At 53.7% G+C, this 16219-nt stretch carries 16 protein-coding genes; 14 read left to right on the top strand and 2 right to left on the bottom strand.

Going from position 1 to position 16219, the window contains the following annotated elements:
- The first annotated feature begins 4 nt into the window (after nucleotides 1-4).
- The 14 genes from hydA (at nucleotide 5) to E0E37_RS04095 (ending at nucleotide 14708) form a co-directional block, all read left to right on the top strand.
- Nucleotides 5-1414, top strand: a complete 1410-nt coding sequence (gene hydA / locus E0E37_RS04030; RefSeq protein ID WP_130861703.1) for a dihydropyrimidinase — start codon at nucleotides 5-7, stop codon at nucleotides 1412-1414.
- A gap of 5 nt (nucleotides 1415-1419) precedes the next feature.
- A complete protein-coding gene (locus tag E0E37_RS04035; protein ID WP_130861704.1) occupies nucleotides 1420-1602 on the top strand; it encodes a fdrA domain protein in 183 nt (60 codons plus the stop codon).
- Nucleotides 1595-3097, top strand: a complete 1503-nt coding sequence (fdrA, locus tag E0E37_RS04040) for an acyl-CoA synthetase FdrA (RefSeq protein ID WP_130861705.1) — start codon at nucleotides 1595-1597, stop codon at nucleotides 3095-3097. Before E0E37_RS04035 ends, fdrA begins: the two co-directional genes overlap by 8 nt.
- A gap of 2 nt (nucleotides 3098-3099) precedes the next feature.
- Nucleotides 3100-4350, top strand: a complete 1251-nt coding sequence (locus E0E37_RS04045; RefSeq protein WP_130861706.1) for a YlbE family protein — start codon at nucleotides 3100-3102, stop codon at nucleotides 4348-4350.
- Between the two features lie 10 nt (nucleotides 4351-4360).
- Nucleotides 4361-4546, top strand: a complete 186-nt coding sequence (locus tag E0E37_RS04050; RefSeq protein ID WP_130861707.1) for a tautomerase family protein — start codon at nucleotides 4361-4363, stop codon at nucleotides 4544-4546.
- Nucleotides 4547-4623: 77 nt separating this feature from the next.
- On the top strand, nucleotides 4624-5880 hold the full coding sequence (locus E0E37_RS04055; RefSeq protein WP_130861708.1) for an amidohydrolase family protein: 1257 nt from the start codon (nucleotides 4624-4626) through the stop codon (nucleotides 5878-5880).
- 15 nt (nucleotides 5881-5895) lie between these two features.
- A complete protein-coding gene (locus tag E0E37_RS04060; RefSeq protein ID WP_130861709.1) occupies nucleotides 5896-6795 on the top strand; it encodes an oxamate carbamoyltransferase subunit AllH family protein in 900 nt (299 codons plus the stop codon).
- A 207-nt stretch (nucleotides 6796-7002) separates the two neighbouring features.
- Entirely contained in the window at nucleotides 7003-7632 is a 630-nt protein-coding gene (locus E0E37_RS04065) for a cysteine hydrolase family protein (protein ID WP_130861710.1), read from the top strand.
- Nucleotides 7633-7665: 33 nt separating this feature from the next.
- Entirely contained in the window at nucleotides 7666-9036 is a 1371-nt protein-coding gene (locus tag E0E37_RS04070; RefSeq protein ID WP_130861711.1) for an NCS2 family permease, read from the top strand.
- 296 nt (nucleotides 9037-9332) lie between these two features.
- Nucleotides 9333-10037, top strand: coding sequence for a FadR/GntR family transcriptional regulator (locus E0E37_RS04075; RefSeq protein ID WP_130861712.1), 705 nt, complete (start codon nucleotides 9333-9335; stop codon nucleotides 10035-10037).
- Nucleotides 10038-10508: 471 nt separating this feature from the next.
- A complete protein-coding gene (locus E0E37_RS04080) occupies nucleotides 10509-12257 on the top strand; it encodes a M28 family peptidase (protein WP_130861713.1) in 1749 nt (582 codons plus the stop codon).
- Nucleotides 12232-13017, top strand: coding sequence for an aspartate/glutamate racemase family protein (locus E0E37_RS04085; protein WP_130861714.1), 786 nt, complete (start codon nucleotides 12232-12234; stop codon nucleotides 13015-13017). The genes E0E37_RS04080 and E0E37_RS04085 overlap by 26 nt, the downstream gene beginning before the upstream one ends.
- Entirely contained in the window at nucleotides 13004-13513 is a 510-nt protein-coding gene (locus E0E37_RS04090) for an L-2-amino-thiazoline-4-carboxylic acid hydrolase (protein ID WP_130861715.1), read from the top strand. The genes E0E37_RS04085 and E0E37_RS04090 overlap by 14 nt, the downstream gene beginning before the upstream one ends.
- 67 nt (nucleotides 13514-13580) lie before the next feature.
- Entirely contained in the window at nucleotides 13581-14708 is a 1128-nt protein-coding gene (locus tag E0E37_RS04095) for a YkvI family membrane protein (protein ID WP_130861716.1), read from the top strand.
- Nucleotides 14709-14741: 33 nt separating this feature from the next.
- On the opposite strand, the gene E0E37_RS04100 is transcribed toward E0E37_RS04095, so the two are convergent.
- Entirely contained in the window at nucleotides 14742-15170 is a 429-nt protein-coding gene (locus E0E37_RS04100) for a GtrA family protein (protein ID WP_130861717.1), read from the bottom strand.
- Nucleotides 15171-15218: 48 nt separating this feature from the next.
- A complete protein-coding gene (locus tag E0E37_RS04105) occupies nucleotides 15219-16160 on the bottom strand; it encodes a glycosyltransferase family 2 protein (RefSeq protein ID WP_130861718.1) in 942 nt (313 codons plus the stop codon).
- Between the last annotated feature and the right edge of the window lie 59 nt (nucleotides 16161-16219).

The following is a 16219-nucleotide window of genomic DNA, read 5'->3' on the forward strand; positions in this document are numbered from 1 at the left end:
ACCCATGTACGATATTCTGATCAAGAACGGTACGGTGGTCACCCACGAAGCCAGTTTTGACTGGGACGTGGCCATCCGGGATGGGAAAACAGCCGCCGTAGGCGTTCGGGGATCTCTGGAAGGCGGCAGCGGCGGAAGCTGCGGCGGAGCGGCAAAAGAGGTCGTGGACGCGTCAGGAAAGCTGGTGATGCCGGGACTCATCGATCCCCACGTCCACATCCATCATCCATTCAAGGACGGTTTTTCCGCAGACGACTTTTACAGCGCCACCGTGGCCGCAGCCTGCGGCGGAGATACAACGGTCCTGGATTTTGCTATCCAGTGGGACCAGTCCTTTGATCTTTCGGCGACGGCTCAAAACAGAAACAGTCAGTTTGAAGGAGACGCAGTCATAGACTACTCTTTTCACGCCTGTCCCACCGTATCCTCCATGGAAACAGTGGAACAGGTCCCTCGGCTCATCGAGGCGGGGATCCCGTCTTTTAAGCTATATATGACGTATTCCAGACAGGGAAGAATGTGCGACGACGGCGTACTCTATGAGGTTTTGAAACAAACGGCCCAAAGGGGGGCCGTCGTGGGTGTGCACGCGGAAAACGACGCCATGTGCATGTTCAATTCCGACCAATTTGTAAAAAAGGGCTGGGATGTTCCGCGCTACTTTCCGCTGTGCAAGGGAAATCTGGTGGAGGCGGAGGCCGTAAACCGGGTGATCTATATGAATCGGGAAGCCGGAGGCAGCCTGTATCTCTTCCATCTTACCGCCAGGCAGAGTCTGGCCCTTGTAAAAGAGGCGAAGGGCCGGGGCGAGAATGTGACGGCCGAGACCTGCACTCATTACCTGCTTCTGAACTCCGATCGATACGACCGTGAGGACGGCGTTAACTTTATCTGCAGTCCGCCGCTGCGCTCCGAGGAGGATCGGGAGGCCCTTTGGAAAGGGATCCGGGAGGGGTTCATCTCCGTGGTCAGTTCCGATCACTGCGGCTTTACGGCGGAGATGAAACGACGGGGAGGCGGAAGATTTCCCGCAACGCCCAACGGGCTGCCCGGCGTGGAGCTGAGACTTCCTGCAGTCTACACGGAAGGGGTGAAAAAAGGCAGGATCAGCATCAATAAACTGGTGGAGATCTTGAGTGTAAATCCGGCGAAAGTCTTTGGAATGTATCCTCAGAAGGGCGCCATCGCCTGCGGCAGTGACGCCGACATCACCATCGTGGACCCGGCGAAGAAAAAGGTCGTTTCGGCCGCGGGCCTTCACAGCCCGGCAGACTGGTCGCCTTACGACGGTATGGAACTATGCGGATTTGCGGATACGGTGATATCGAAAGGCAAGTTCGTTGTCAGGGAGGGAAGCTTCTGCGGCTGCAGAGGCGCGGGACGCTTTGTAAAACGGATGTGTTCAGAAAGGTGAAAAAAGTGAAGAAGTTTGAAAGAGTAGAAGTGATCAACGTAGGTCTGGAATTTCTTTACGACGAACTGGTGAAGCAGGGGATCGGGGCGGTCAACGTAAACTGGGCGCCGCCGGCCCAGGGAAATCAGGAAATGCTTAACATTTTAAGAAGCCTGCGGAGCGGCAAGGGAGGGACGAACGGTGATTAAGACCCTTATTAAGCAGAACTTTTATCAGGATTCTGTCAAATTGATGCTTCTGTCGCGCAGACTTTCAAAGATGGAAGAGATCGAAAATGTCTCTGCGATCATGGCCACCTGCAGCAACATCGACATTTTGAAAATGGCCGGCTTGTACACGGAGGAAGTGCGGAAGGCCAGTCCGGACGATATCGTCGTCGTGGTAGAGGGAAAGACGGAAAAAGCCTGCGCCCTTGCCATCGAAGAGGCAGAACGGGAGATCGAGGGGAGATCTCCCGGAGGGGAAGGAAAGGACATTTCCGGAGAGGAAGAAGAAAGCCCCAAAAGCCTGGCTGCTGCCCGGCGCCGTCTGCCTGGTGCCAATGTAACGCTGATATCCGTGCCTGGAAAATACGCGTTCGATCTGGCGGACCAATCGCTGGATCTGGGGATCTCGCCCATGATCTTCAGCGATAATGTTTCACTGGAGGAAGAGATCAGCCTGAAGAAGAAGGCGGAGAAACTGGGGCTGATCGTCATGGGCCCGGATTGTGGGACCTGCGTTATCGGCGGTGCCTGCATCGGCTTTGGCAATAAAGTAAAACAGGGAAATATCGGTATCGCGGGGGCTTCTGGGACAGGCATCCAGCAGCTGCTGTGCCTGCTGTATAACGGCGGCGGGGGCGTATCACAGGCTATAGGCACCGGCGGCAGGGATCTGCATAAAGAAGTGGGAGGGATCTCCATGCTGGCGGCCGTCGATCTGCTGGAGGAAGACGAGGATACCAGGGTCCTGGTATTGATCTCAAAGCCTGCGGACCCGGAAGTGGAAAAAAAGATCCTGCAGCGGGTCAGAAGCGGAAAAAAACCGGCCGTGATCTGTTTTCTGGGAAGCGGGCCGCGGCCGGAAGAGGCTGACGGACAGCTCTGCTTTGAACCCACGCTGGAGGAAGCGGCCTGGAGAGCGCTGCAGCTGGCAGGTATCCGCCTGCAGCCGGGCCGGTCGTATATACGGGGACTGTACACCGGGGGAACACTGGCTTACGAGGCATTGTATCTGATGAAACAAAAGCTGCCGGAGGTCTATTCCAACATTCCCATGGAGGGGATCGGCAAGCTGACGGATTCCATGGTGGGAGAGAAAAACAGCGTGGTAGATCTGGGCGACGATGAATTTACGAAGGGAAGGGCCCATCCCATGATCGATCCGGGACTGCGAAACAGTCTCATTCTTCGGGAAGCCCTGGCGGAAGGCACGGGAGTTCTGATGCTGGACTTTATGCTGGGGTATGGATGCAACGGCGATCCGGCCGGTGAAGCGGCGGAAAGCCTGCGCGCCGCGCGAAAGAAAGCAGAGGAGATGGGAAAGTCCATTCGTTTATTAGGTCACGTGTGCGGCACCGAACTGGATCAGCAGGACCTGAGAAAGCAGGAAGCGACGCTCAGGGAACTGGGAGTAGAGACCTACAGCAGCAATGCGGCTATGGTCCGCGCCGCCATCGAATATGGAAAGAGAGAGGTGTAACTATGAATCTGCAAGAAATATCGGCCGCTAATTCCAAAGCGATAGAAGAGATGATGAAAGCAGATCCCGTATGGGTAGATGTATGTCCGGCCATCGACGTCATACCGGGAATGACGCCTAAAACCATCTTGCACGCAGGGCCTCCGATCCACTGGAACCACATGTGCGGTCCCATGAAGGGCGCCGTCGCCGGGGCTCTGATGCTGGAAAATCTGGCGTCCACTGTGGAGGAAGCCTATGAGCTGGCAGCTTCCGGCGAGATCACCTTCGACGCCTGCCACAACCACAGCGCCGTAGGACCCATGGCAGGGGTGATCAGCGCGGGAATGCCGGTATTTGTGATCAAAAATAAGGTACAGGGAAATTTTGCTTACTGCAATCTAAACGAAGGAAGGGGCAAGGTCCTGCGGTATGGAGGGCTGGGCGAAGAGGTCACCGACCGTCTGATCTGGATGAGAGACGTTTTGGGGCCGGCGCTGAAAGCGGCCGTCAAGTTCATGGGGGAACTGCGGATCAAGCCCATCATGAGCGAAGCGCTGCACATGGGCGACGATCTGCACAACCGGTATAAAGCATCCTCATCTTTATTTGCTAACCGCATTGCTCCGGCGCTGTTTGAAACCGGAAAAAACGGCGCGGATACAGCAAAAGTCCTGGAATTTGTGGGACAAAACGATTATACGTTTCTGAATCTAGCCATGCCGGCATTAAAATGCATGGCTGACGCGGGAGACGGGGTGGAAGGAAGTACTATCGTTACGGCCATGGCCAGAAACGGTACGGATTTTGGACTGAGGATCAGCGGACTGCCCGGCCAGTGGTTTACGGCGCCTGCGCCTCCGGTAGACGCCTTGTATTTCCCCGGATTTTCTGAAAAAGACGCTAATCCGGACATCGGCGACAGTACCATTACTGAGACCATGGGCTTTGGAGGATTGGCCGCGGCGGCCTCCCCTTCTGTGGTACAGTTTGTGGGCGGGAGCACAAAGGACGCGGTCAATCGAAATCTGGAAATGTATGAGATCACCACAAGGGAAAACCCCGAATTTACTATTCCGACTCTTGAGTTCAGAGGAATTCCCACAGGGATCGATATTCTAAAGGTGATCGAGCTCAACGTTACCCCGGCGCTGCATACGGGAGTAGCCCATAAAGAAGCGGGCGTCGGCCAGATCGGCGCCGGTTGTCTGCGGGCTCCCATGAAAATTTTCCAGGATGCGCTGCAGAAATTTTCGGATACGTATCTGAAATAAGGAGGAAGAGATGCCTAATATTTTCGTAGAGATGATCGAAGGCAAGACCGTCGAGCAGAAACAGGCTCTGGCAAAAGAGTTTACCGACGCCGCCGTGCGTATACTCAACGTGGACCCTGAAGTGGTGAATATTCGGTTTATGGAAAACAAAAAAGAGAACCTGGCCCGGGGCGGGAAACTGTTTCTCTACAGATAGGGATCCGCTTTTCATGGACCGCAGCAGGAGGACCCGCAGATTTGCGGCGGATCGATCACAGATCGGGAGGAAAGCCCATGGAACAGATGCTGATTAAAAACTTTAAGATAGAAGACAAGCCCTCGGTCAAGTACATTTTGACCGAGGGGACGAGGATCGCGTATATGGGAGAGGAGCGGCCGGAAGCGAAGATCAGCCCCGGATCGGAGTACGACCTGGGCGGGAAGCTGCTGTTTCCCGGGTTTATCAACGTACATACTCATCTGGATAAATCCAGGCTGGCGGAGCGGATAAAAAACGGAAGCGGCACCATCGGGGAGGCCAGAGCCAGGCTTCTGGCTTATAAAAAACAGATGACAAAAGCGGATATCAAAGAACGGGCCCGGCAGACAGCAGAGGAGATGATCCAGGCTGGCTGTATCGCTGTGAGAAGTCACGTAGACGTGGATCCTGCCATTGGGTTAAGGGGGATCGAAGCGCTGCTGGAGCTGAGAGAAGAGTACCGCGATAAGATCACTATACAGATCGTGGCCTTTCCCCAGGAAGGGATCTCGGAGGCCCCCGGCACCAGCCAGCTCATGGAGCAGGCTCTGGCCATGGGTGCAGACGTGGTCGGCGGTCATCTGAGCATCGCAGCGGACTTCTACGAACATTCCGTACGAGTCTTTGAGCTTGCGGAAAAATATGATCGTGACGTGGATATCCACGTGGATTACGACATTGACAGGGATTACAGCAAAAAGAGCGTGCACAGGGACGGCGTGATCTATCCCGACGAGCTGGGCATCACAGCTATGTGCGAGGTAAAAAAGGAAAGAGGATTCGCGGGCCGGACGGCGGCAAGTCATCTGTGCGGTCTGGACGCCGCAGATCCCGAAGCCGCCCAAAATTTGATCTCCCTCATCCGCAGGTCTGGGATCGACGTAGTTGCTCTGGCTCCCAACAATATGTATTGTAACGGACGGGGGGATGCATATAACGTCCGCAGGGGCGTGACCAAAGTGAAGGCTCTGATGGGAGCAGGGGTCCGAGTCTCCTTCGGGCCGGACAATATCAAAGATCCGTTCAACCCCCTTGGCAGCGCCGATATCATCCAGAATGCCGTGCTGACCGCATACGCCTGTCACTTTGCGTCTGAGGAGGATTACAGAAAGCTTTTCACCATGTGTACCCGCGATGCGGCGGATATTATGGGACTTGAGGATTACGGGCTGGAGGAAGGCCGGGAGGCTAACTTCACCGTGGTAGACGCTGAGAACAGCAGGGATGCTTTGGCTGATAAAGCGGCGGTCAAAGGATTGTTCCGCCGGGGACGGCCGGTTTTTCTCCGCTGAAAGAAGGAAAAGAAGATGATGGTAAAAGCCCTTTGCATCGGCCGCCGTTTTGAGGAACTTTTAGAAAGATCCCGGGCCAGGATCACCGTCCACAGCGTTTTTGAACGGACGGTGAACCTGATGGCCGCAGGGGAATTATACACGGTGGCTGATCGGGACTGCGGCATGTCGGCTTCCTGCGTGAGGATCGACGCGTCAGCCGGCTCGTTTGCCCGGCTGGTCCAAAGAGAAGACCGCGTGACCAGACGGAGAAGTGAAAAAGTCGTAGAGATCGGAGGATTGTGGGTGGATTACGGCGGGGCGGCGCGTTACCGCGATGAAAGGGCAGACAGTGCCTGTTGTGATCTGCTGAAAGAGCCCCGGGACCTGGGCCGGTTCCTTGCAGAATTGCTGCAGGAAGAGCTGGGGATGAGGGGATATACCGACTGTCTGCATTCGATCCCTGTCGATTTCAATGAGATCCGCCGTGAACTGGCGGCACTGCTTGACGGAAGAGATCCGGCGGGGAGAAAAGAAACGGCGGAAAGCCTGGTTCTGCGTCTGATCGGAACGGGGGCAGGCCTGACTCCCGGCGGCGACGACTTCTTAGTGGGAGTTCTGCTGATACTCGGAGAGTTTCGCCAGTTTCAGGAGGCCAGACAGATCCTTGGGGAGGTCATTTTGCAGGAGTGTCACAAGACGACCTCTGTCAGCAGGGCCATGCTGAAAAATACCGTCGCCATGGAATATTTCGAGTATCACAGCGACCTGATCTCCGGACTGAGGGAGGGACAGAGGGAAGGGATCGCAAAAGCCGTGAGACGCGCGGCTTCCCTTGGCGCCACGTCCGGCTGCGATCTGCTGGCCGGCGTGTCCGCTGCGCTGCAGATCGCAACTTCCGCAGTTTCGGCAGCTCCGGCGTCCACCGGCATATAACGCAAAAACGCTGCATGAGATCCTTGTCAAATATTTATATGTAATAAAATTTAATAAATTATATTTATTAACAAAATACACTGCCGCCGGACGTAGGACCATAGGCAGATGCACTGGGATTTGTGCGGTCTGCGCGTAAAGGGGGGGGGAGCGCTGGGCAGATCGTTTTCTGAACCTGTTAAACAAAACGATGGGAGGCTATGAATTATGGAGAATTCTATCAAACTTAAGGAAATATTCAACAAGAATGAGACGGCGCTGCTGATCATCGACGCTCAGGTAGATTTTTGTTCAGCTGAAGGGATGCTGGCAAAAAAGCTGGGGGTAGACGTTTCCCGTATTGAAAAGTGCATCCCTGTCCTGAATTCGTTTATCGAGTACTGCAGAAGCGAGGGTATTGCGATCATCTGGATACGGCAGGAGCTCTTAAAAGAAAAAATGTACGACAATCAGAAAAATAGACTGCTGGATGAAAACGGTCAGGTCTGGTATGACCAGCCGGGCTCTGCGGGCAGTCAGTGGCACGGGACGATGACGCGGCCCATCGATTCGGAAACGGTGATAACCAAAAACAGCTACTGTTCTTTCAAAGATACGGACCTCCACCTGCGTCTGCAGGCGGCCGGGATCAGATCCCTTCTCCTCACCGGATTTACCACAGGCGTATGCGTGGAGACCACGGCTCGTTCCGGTTATTTGAATGGATATAATGTGGCTATCGTGTCCGATTGCACTGAAGCGCATACCGAAGAGGAATACGTCTCTGCCCTGACCGCCATCCGGACCTTTTTTGGATGGACTCCCTCAAGCGGAGAGATCAGAGACCTCTGGAAATAGTGCAGAAAACTGCAGAAAGGAAATGACAGGGAGATGAATACGAATACAAGTTTTTTTGAAAAAAAGTTTCGCCTGCAGGAAAATGGCACCAGCGTTAAAATAGAAATGCTGGCGGGGACCACCATATTTTTCACCTGCGTCTATATCGTGGCTGTCAATCCGGCGATCCTGTCGGCAGCCGGCATGGACGCCCGGGCGGTATTCTGGGCCACGGCCCTGAGTTCGGCGCTCTCTTGTATCTGGATGGGTTTTTACGTAAACGTACCCTTCGCTCTATGTCCATCCATGGGACTGAATGCGTACTTCGCCTATTACATGGTCAATACCCTGGGCCTGACCTGGCAGAACGCTCTTGGATGCGTTTTTATATCGGGGATCAGCTTTGTGGTCCTGAGTCTTCTCAACGTTCAGCAGAAAATAGTGGACGCGATCCCGGACTGCATCAAGCAATCCCTGGGAGCCGGCATCGGTTTTTTCATCGCCTTTACCGGACTGTTTCAGGCGGGAGTCATCGCGCCGTCGCCTGATACTCTGCTCACACTGGGCGATCTGAGAAACCCGGGGGCTTTGCTGACGATATTCGGCATACTCGTCACGTCGTTTCTGGTCATCAGAAAGATCAAGGGCGGTATTCTTTTAGGCGTGCTGATCACCACGGCAGTAGGGATCTTCGTTCAAAATCCCGCTACGGGAAGCGGCTTCACCGCCATGCCGGCGTCTCTGATCTCTTTTGATAATCCCGTTGAAGCGCTGGCGCCTACCTTCATGCAGCTGTCTTTCAAAGGGATGTTTACAGGAGCGCCGACGGTAGTGATGGGCGTGGTGTTTTCTATTATCAGCTTCCTGTTCGTCGACCTCTTCAACAGCATCGGCGGACTTCTGGGAGTAGCTACCAGAGCCGGGCTGGTAGATGAAAACGGCGATCTGCCCTGCGCGGGAAGAGCGCTGCTCGTATCTTCGGCCGGCGCGGCGGCTGGAGCTGTTCTCGGTACCAATACGGTGACGATCTACTGTGCGGAGAGCTCCACCGGGATCGCGGAGGGCGGACGCACCGGACTGACCGCCGTTACCTGCGGCTTCTGGTTCCTGCTCACCCTGCTCTTTGCGCCGCTGTTTCTCATGATCCCTTCAGTGGCCACGGCCCCCGCTCTTGTCATGGTCGGCATCTTCATGATCGAGCCTCTGCGCCATTTGAGCCTGGACGACGTCACCATCGCCATGCCCGTATTTTTTACGGTAGCGTTTATGCCCTTTGCTTACAATATTTCATACGGCATGCTTTTCGGCCTGCTGAGCTACACCTTCGGCCAGATCGTCAGCGGCAGAGCGAAGAATATTTCTCCTACTCTTTGGATCCTGTCCGCCGTCTTTCTGATCTATTTTATCCTGGACATCATTATCTGATCCTCGGATCGGGACAGGGAGACTGTCGGATCTGCCCCGGCTCCGGTCACGGCGGCCCGGCAGAGGGAACGTGGGCGGTATCCATGCTGCCGGCAGGTCCCCGGGCGATGTGCCGCCCCTGCTGATAAGGATCAGCAAGGGCGGCGGTCCCCCGCTGCAATGGATCTTTTCACGTCGAAGTTCGCATTTAGAGGAATGGGTTTGGGCAGCGCATCTGAATTCGGAAGAATAAAAATACAATTGACATTTATAAAAATTGAGCCTACAATCGAGGTGTAAGCATAAGAAGAGGGTTGGTGGCTGATATTTATTTTTATGATGTACCTTTATATCAAAAAACGATCAATAAAATTTATTCGTTAATTGATAACGCGGAGGTCCAGCCGGGAGAGAAATTTCCGCCGGAGCGGGAGCTTGCAGCCAGGTGGGGCATCAGTCGGAATTCTCTGAGAGATGCGTTTCATATTTTGGAACACCGGGGGATCATCGTTTCAAAGCAGGGAAGCGGAAGGTTTCTGCGAAGTAAGTCGGAAACAGACGCGATCATGAGCAAAACGAGTTTTCAGTTTGACAACATTTCTAAGAATTTAGAGAAGTGTTCGTTATACGATATCTATTGCGTCAGAAGGCTGCTTGAGCCAAAAGCGGTGGAACGGGTCACCATAGAGGCCTCCGACGAGGAGATCGGAAAAATCGAGGAAGGCTATAAACGGTTTGTGAGGATCTTCGAGCAGAGCGGAAAAACGCGGGAAGAACTGGACATACACAGACTATACGCCGACACCTGCAAGAACGCATTTTTGAGCGATATGATCGAGTACGCCCTGCAGTCGGTAGAGGATCTGATGGTGTACCGTTTCGCTGAGTATTATGGCAAACATACAGTGGAAGAATGCTCGCAGGCCCACGGTCTAATCATCGACTATATGAAAAAAAGAGATGCGGAGGCTGCCAGCCACGCCATGTTCGATCACCTGCAGCACACGATCGATATGCTGTAAATAAAGAAGACTGCCTGCTCACCATATATACTTTTATACATGGTGGGCATAAAAAAGAATAAAATTGGTTCACCCAAAATAAGGCGTGACCAGATGATCTACCGCTCACCCTGCGAGGTGAGCAAAAAACAGCCCAAATTGGTTCACCCAAAATGCGGATCTGTGCAAATGCAAGCAGGATGGCAGGGTGATACAGGGGCGTTCAGCCGTCCGGAATGGCGCGGGGGGCAGGATAAGGTCGCCGTGCTGCGCAGCCATAGGACCCAATTGCTCACCTTCCATGGGGTGGGCATAAAAAAGGACCAAATTGGTTCACCCATTTTGGTCCAGGGCCAAAGGTCCCTGCGCGGCAAACGATAAAACGGTATTTTTCACTGACGATGCGGAAAGAAGGTGTTTATTATGATCTGTCAATAAGGGGCCGGCGGAATTTGGTTAAGATGAGATTTATAAAAGGAGGCGGAAAAAATCGTGGAATCTTTATGTCAACGAATGCTGAATGAGTTAGATACAGATCGCTCCATGAAACATATTGAGTGGCTTACGGAACATACTCCCCATCGGATCTCCGGGACGGGTCAGGACCGGACCGCGGCGGAGTACATACGCAGAGAACTGGAGTCTTACGGCTGTGACGAGGCTGAGATACTGGAATTTGAAACGTATAACAGCCGGCCGGGGACCTCTGAGTTTACGCTGACCGCACCCAAACGCATGAAAATGGAGAGTCGCCCATGCTGCCATATCGAGGCGACGCCTCCCGGCGGAGCCGTTTATGATCTGGTCTATGTGGGCGCTGGCGCAGAAGAGGACTACGCCGGGAAGGATGTACAGGGAAAAGCGGTGCTCGTGGAAGTCTCTTATGCACCTGCAACGCCGGAAAAAGGGATGATCGCATATGATCACGGCGCGGCCGCCATGATCTGCATGAATTGGGGGATGAAGGACAAAGAAGTGATCTGTATGCGCGGACTGAAAGGAGTATGGGGTAATCCAACGCCGGAGAGTTATTGCAAAATCCCCAGGATCACAGGCTGCAGCATTACGAGAAAAGATGGGGAATATCTGCGGGATCTATGCAAAAGCGGAGAGCGGGTCCGGATCGAACTGAAAGTGACTGCAGAGCGGCTTTGGGAAACGCTGCCGCAGCCTATGGGCGTGGTACGCGGGAAAGAGGAACCGGAAAAGTTCCTGTTGGTCTCAGCACATCTGGATGCGTGGGAACCGGGGGTCACCTGCAATGCCACGGGCGATGGGACACAGCTGGAACTGGCGCGCGTGTTTGCCAAGTTCAAGGGAGAATTGAAGAGAAGCGTGTATTTCCTCTTCTGGAATGGTCATGAGATCGCGGAGGCGGCCGGTTCCACCTGGTTTGCGGATAACTATTGGGATGATCTTTCCGAGAATTGTATTGGATATATCAATATAGATTCGACGGGCATGAAAGAGGCCACGGACTATGAAGTGGACGCTTCAAGGGAACTGTGCGGTTTTGCAGCCGACTGCATTCAATACGCTCTGGGAGAAAAGGTCCTTCCCCGGCCCCTGGGAAAGATCGGAGATCAGTCGTTCTTTGGACTTGGGATCCCGTCGATCTTCGGCCGCGTGGGCTTTACGAAAGAGCTGATCGAACAAAACCACGGAGCGACTCTGGGCTGGTGGAATCATACGGTCTCAGATGATCTGGATAAAGTGGACAGAGAGAATCTCGGCAAGGATGACCGCGCCCAGCTGGTCTGTCTTCTGGGCATGATCAACAGCGATATTCTGCCCTATGACTTCACCCAAACGGCGAGAGACATCGAACAGAAGCTGGGCGGTCTGCAGACGTTTGCGGAAGGGATCGTGGACCTCAGTATCCTCAGAGAGCAGGCCGGCCTGCTCTGCGGAAACATTGAAAAACTCAATCGTCTGGCTGCGCAGCATAAGGGAGAGGGAGGCGATCCGGCATTTCAAAAGCGGATCAACAAAATACTCCTGAAGCTGAGCAGAACTCTGACGGGGCCGTTTTATTCGGCCTGCAGCCGTTATTCACAGGACAGTTACGGCCTGAGCGTATTGGCTAAGCCCATCCCATTGCTTTACCCTATCGCTGCGATGAGCAGGATGGAAAAAACGTCTCTGGAATACCGGCTGCTGCTCACGCAGATGCTGCGCAACCGAAACATGCTGACCGACGCATTGAGAAACGCCAATGAGTACATCGCTTCGCTGTATTAAGGTTACGAAGATGAAAAAGGAAAAAGAGAAATTTCAGCTCCTCGTATTGATCCCAAACAGCGGAATGAGCGGGGAGGAATTGAAAGACAGAAAAGAGATGCTGCAGGCATTCGCGTCGGACAGTACGGAGATCTGGGTGGAGTGCATCCCTGGCGGACCGAAAAGCATTGAATCCGAATACGAGGAGGCGGCAGCCGGCAGATATATTCTGGAACGGATCGGCAAGATCCCAGGGGAGAGGTTTCAGTCGGTCATCATTTACTGTTCCAGCGACCCGGCGCTCAGCGCCGCCCGTGAGATCTCACCTGTTCCGGTGATCGGACCGGGACATGCTTCGCTGATGATCGCCCAGGACTTAGGCGACCAATATTCAGTACTGACTGTGCTCGAAGAGACGGTCGCTTTATTTGAAAGGAAGATCAGGCAGTTTCAATTTGATCCCACAAGGTGCAGATCGGTGAGAAGCATTGGAATACCAGTGTCGGACCTGAGAGTTGATCTGGAAAGGACCTATCAGGCCTTGCTTGAGGCAGGGAAGATCTGCGTCGGGAAAGACCGTGCCCATTGTATCGTTCTGGCTTGTCTGGGAATGGCCGGACTTGGAGAACGGCTCCAAAAGGATCTGGGAGTGCCGGTTTTGGATCCGGCGCCCGTTTCCATACGCTACGCGGAATTGCTCCACAATGCGGTGTCAGGCTACAGCCGCGTCAGTTATCCGCAATTGAAAAGAGAGAGAGGAATAGAAAATGGAAAAGAATGAAAAAACAAAAGTACAGGATGCAGTAAACCGTATGGCTGTCTACACGGCGCAGATGTATTATCATCTGACAAATGAGATGGTGAAAGACTATGGGAAAGAGGCCGCTACAAAAACGATCTTGAAGGCCATGCACGAGTTTGGCGTGGAAAGAGGGAAGAATATCCGGGCGAAAGTGGACGCTGCAGGGGAAGAGCCTACCATTGAAAATCTGGAGAGATTCTACGATATGCCCATCGACGAGGGCTGGGCCCCGGAGTATTCCGGAGAGGACGAACCCATCAAATACTTCAAAACGAAAGCCTGCGTTTACGCGGACTATTGGATCGCGAAGGACTGGCGGGAGATCGGCCGTTTATACTGTGAAGTGGACCCCGCCATCCGGGAAGGGTACAGCGGCGATCTGATCTATCACGTGGACCACATCATTCTCGACGGGGATCCGTACTGCGACGGCACCACCCGATACAGAAGCGGGGAAAGCGGGGGAGACAAGTAGGAAAAAACAAGAACGACAGCAACAAGAGCGGCAGCAGCGGCAGAAATCATCATATGGAGGTGAGAATATGGAAAATTCAAAGAGTAAGGATAATATCCTGACCTATCTTTTGATCGGCGGCGCGTATATTTCATTCTGCGTAGGAGCGAGTTTCAGCACAGGACAGGAGCTGATGCAGTATTTCTCATCCTACGGCGCGCCTGGAATAGCCGGAGCGGTGATCGCGGTCATTCTGATGGTGGGCCTGATCATTTTGCTTCTCAAAGATACACAGAAATATCAGCTCGCGAATATGCGTGAACTGTTTGTGCATTATGGGGGAGGAATACTTGGAACGATCATTTACATATATACTGTTTTTTACTTGTTCGTCCTTGTCGTCATGCTGATCTCGGGTTCCGGCGCTATTTTCACGGAATATTTCGGGATCAATAACCTTCTGGGCAGAGCCATTATGACCCTTGTGATCTTTTCGACCGTTATTCTGGGACTGAATCGGCTGCTGGACATTTTGGGGAAATTGTCGTTTCTGATCATCATACTGATGCTGATCGTCGCTGTGGCGGGCATTGTCAGGCCGGTGGACGGATTTGCAGAAGGCAGCGAGATGGCCGGATCAATGGAGAATATACTGCGCCCCGGCGCAAACTGGTTCATCAGCGGTCTGATGTATTTCTCGTGGGCCATCCTGTGCCAGACGTCGTATGTGGCCAGCCTTTCCCGGAATACCACCCGCACACAGAAACAGCAGGTGAAAGGCCTGTACGTGGGGGGAGTTGGATTTATGCTGCTGGCTGTCATCCCGTCCATCGCGATCATCTCGAATATCAGCATTTGCGGGAATTCGTCGATCCCTACCATCGCCATAGCCAGACAGGTGGGGCCGGCGCTCAGCATGATCTTCTGCGTGATCGTTGTGATCGCCATTTATACCACCTGTTCGCCGCTGCTCTGGTCCGTGGCCACGACCTTTATGGATGAGAAGAGCAAGTGGTTCAAGGCTGTAGTGGCAGGTTCTGTGGTCCTCGCTTTTGTCGGAAGCAATCTGGGATCCTTCGCGGAGATCCTGTACACGGGGACCTCGGTCTCAGCCTACGTCGGCTTCGTATTCATTGCAACCATTCTTGTCACGAAGTTTTTCAGGAGACCTGCGGCGCCGCAGTCAGAAGAAGATCAGAGACCGGAGACTGTATAACAGTCAGATCTGTTCTATGTGCAGAAGATAACATCAGAGGGGCGGGGACGATTGCTTCCGAAAGGCAAAAAATTTCTGCCCCACAAAATTAAAAGCGGTAAAGAGCACCATGCCGGTGAGCAGAGCCACGTTGTCCGTGATCTTTCTGGACAGGGAAAAACGCCCCAGGGCCAGCAGAACGCCGGGTTTTGCCAGGCCGAAGGCCAGACCGTAACACCCGGCGATATTCAGCGCGAAGCGCACGGCGCTCCTGGCCACGGAATCGGTATTTCGGAAGGTGAATTTCTTATTCATGAAGAAGGAAAACACGCTGGCCAGAATGTAGGACAGTCCGGAGGAGAGCCAGTAGTTCATGCCGGCCAGATTGTAAAATCCAAAGGTCAGCGCCGTTCCCAGAAGCGTGTTCAGCACGCCGACAATGATGAAACGGACGGCCTCGTTGTTCAGTTTTTCGTGGATCATCAGTTGCTCCTGTATAAAGGCCTGTCCGTGGGTGCGGACAGGCCCCGTTTATTTCTTTTCTTTAATAATATAGACCGGTCTGTTTTTTACCTCCAGATAAGTCTTGGAGAGATACTGTCCCAGGATTCCCATGCATAGCAGCTGTACGCCGGCGGAAAAGAGCAGGATACATGCCAGCGACGGCCAGCCGCCCACGGGATCGCCCCAGACCAGAGTTTTTACCACGATCACCGCCAGCGCGATGAAGGCGACGACGCAGAACAGGAATCCCGCCACAGAGGACAGGGCCAGAGGCGCGGTGGAAAAGGCCACGATCCCCTCAAAGGAGTAGAGCAGCAGCCTGAAAAAGCTCCACTTCGTCTCCCCGGCCACCCGCTCGATATTCTCGTATTCCAGCCATTTTGTGTCGAAGCCTACCCAGCTGAACAATCCTTTGGAAAAACGGTTGTATTCCCCTAGTTTCAGCAGTGAATCCACAAAGAGCCGGCTCATGAGCCGGAAGTCTCTGGCGCCGTCCACGATCTCCGTCTTTGAGATGTGGTTGATCAGGCGGTAAAACATCCGGGCGAAAAACGAGCGGATCACGGGCTCGCCCTTTCGCGTCACCCGTCTGGTAGCCACGCTCTCATAACGCCTGCCGGTCTCGTCCCCTTCCACCACATAGGAGAGCATTTCGGGAAGAAGGGAAGGCGGATCCTGCAGGTCCGCGTCCATGACGGCCACAAAATCCCCTTTTGCTTCTGTCAGACCCGCCAGCATGGCGGCTTCTTTTCCAAAATTCCGGGAAAAAGAGACGTAGCGCACTCTCTCGTCCTTTCCGGCCAATCCGCGGATCACCTCCATCGTCCCGTCGGAGGAACCGTCGTCCACAAAGAGAAATTCAAAGTTGTAATCGGGCAGGCCGGCGGCCACCCGGGTGATCTCGTCGTAAAAAAAAGGAAGCGCTTCCTGCTCGTTGTAGCAGGGCACGATCGCTGTGATCAATTTCATGATTCGTTCTCCGTTTAATGATGATTATGGAATGAAGTTCAGTCTGCGGCTATTCTGCC

The organism is Bacilliculturomica massiliensis (assembly GCF_900605495.1).
Classification (GTDB): Bacteria; Bacillota; Clostridia; order Peptostreptococcales; family Anaerovoracaceae; genus Bacilliculturomica; species Bacilliculturomica massiliensis.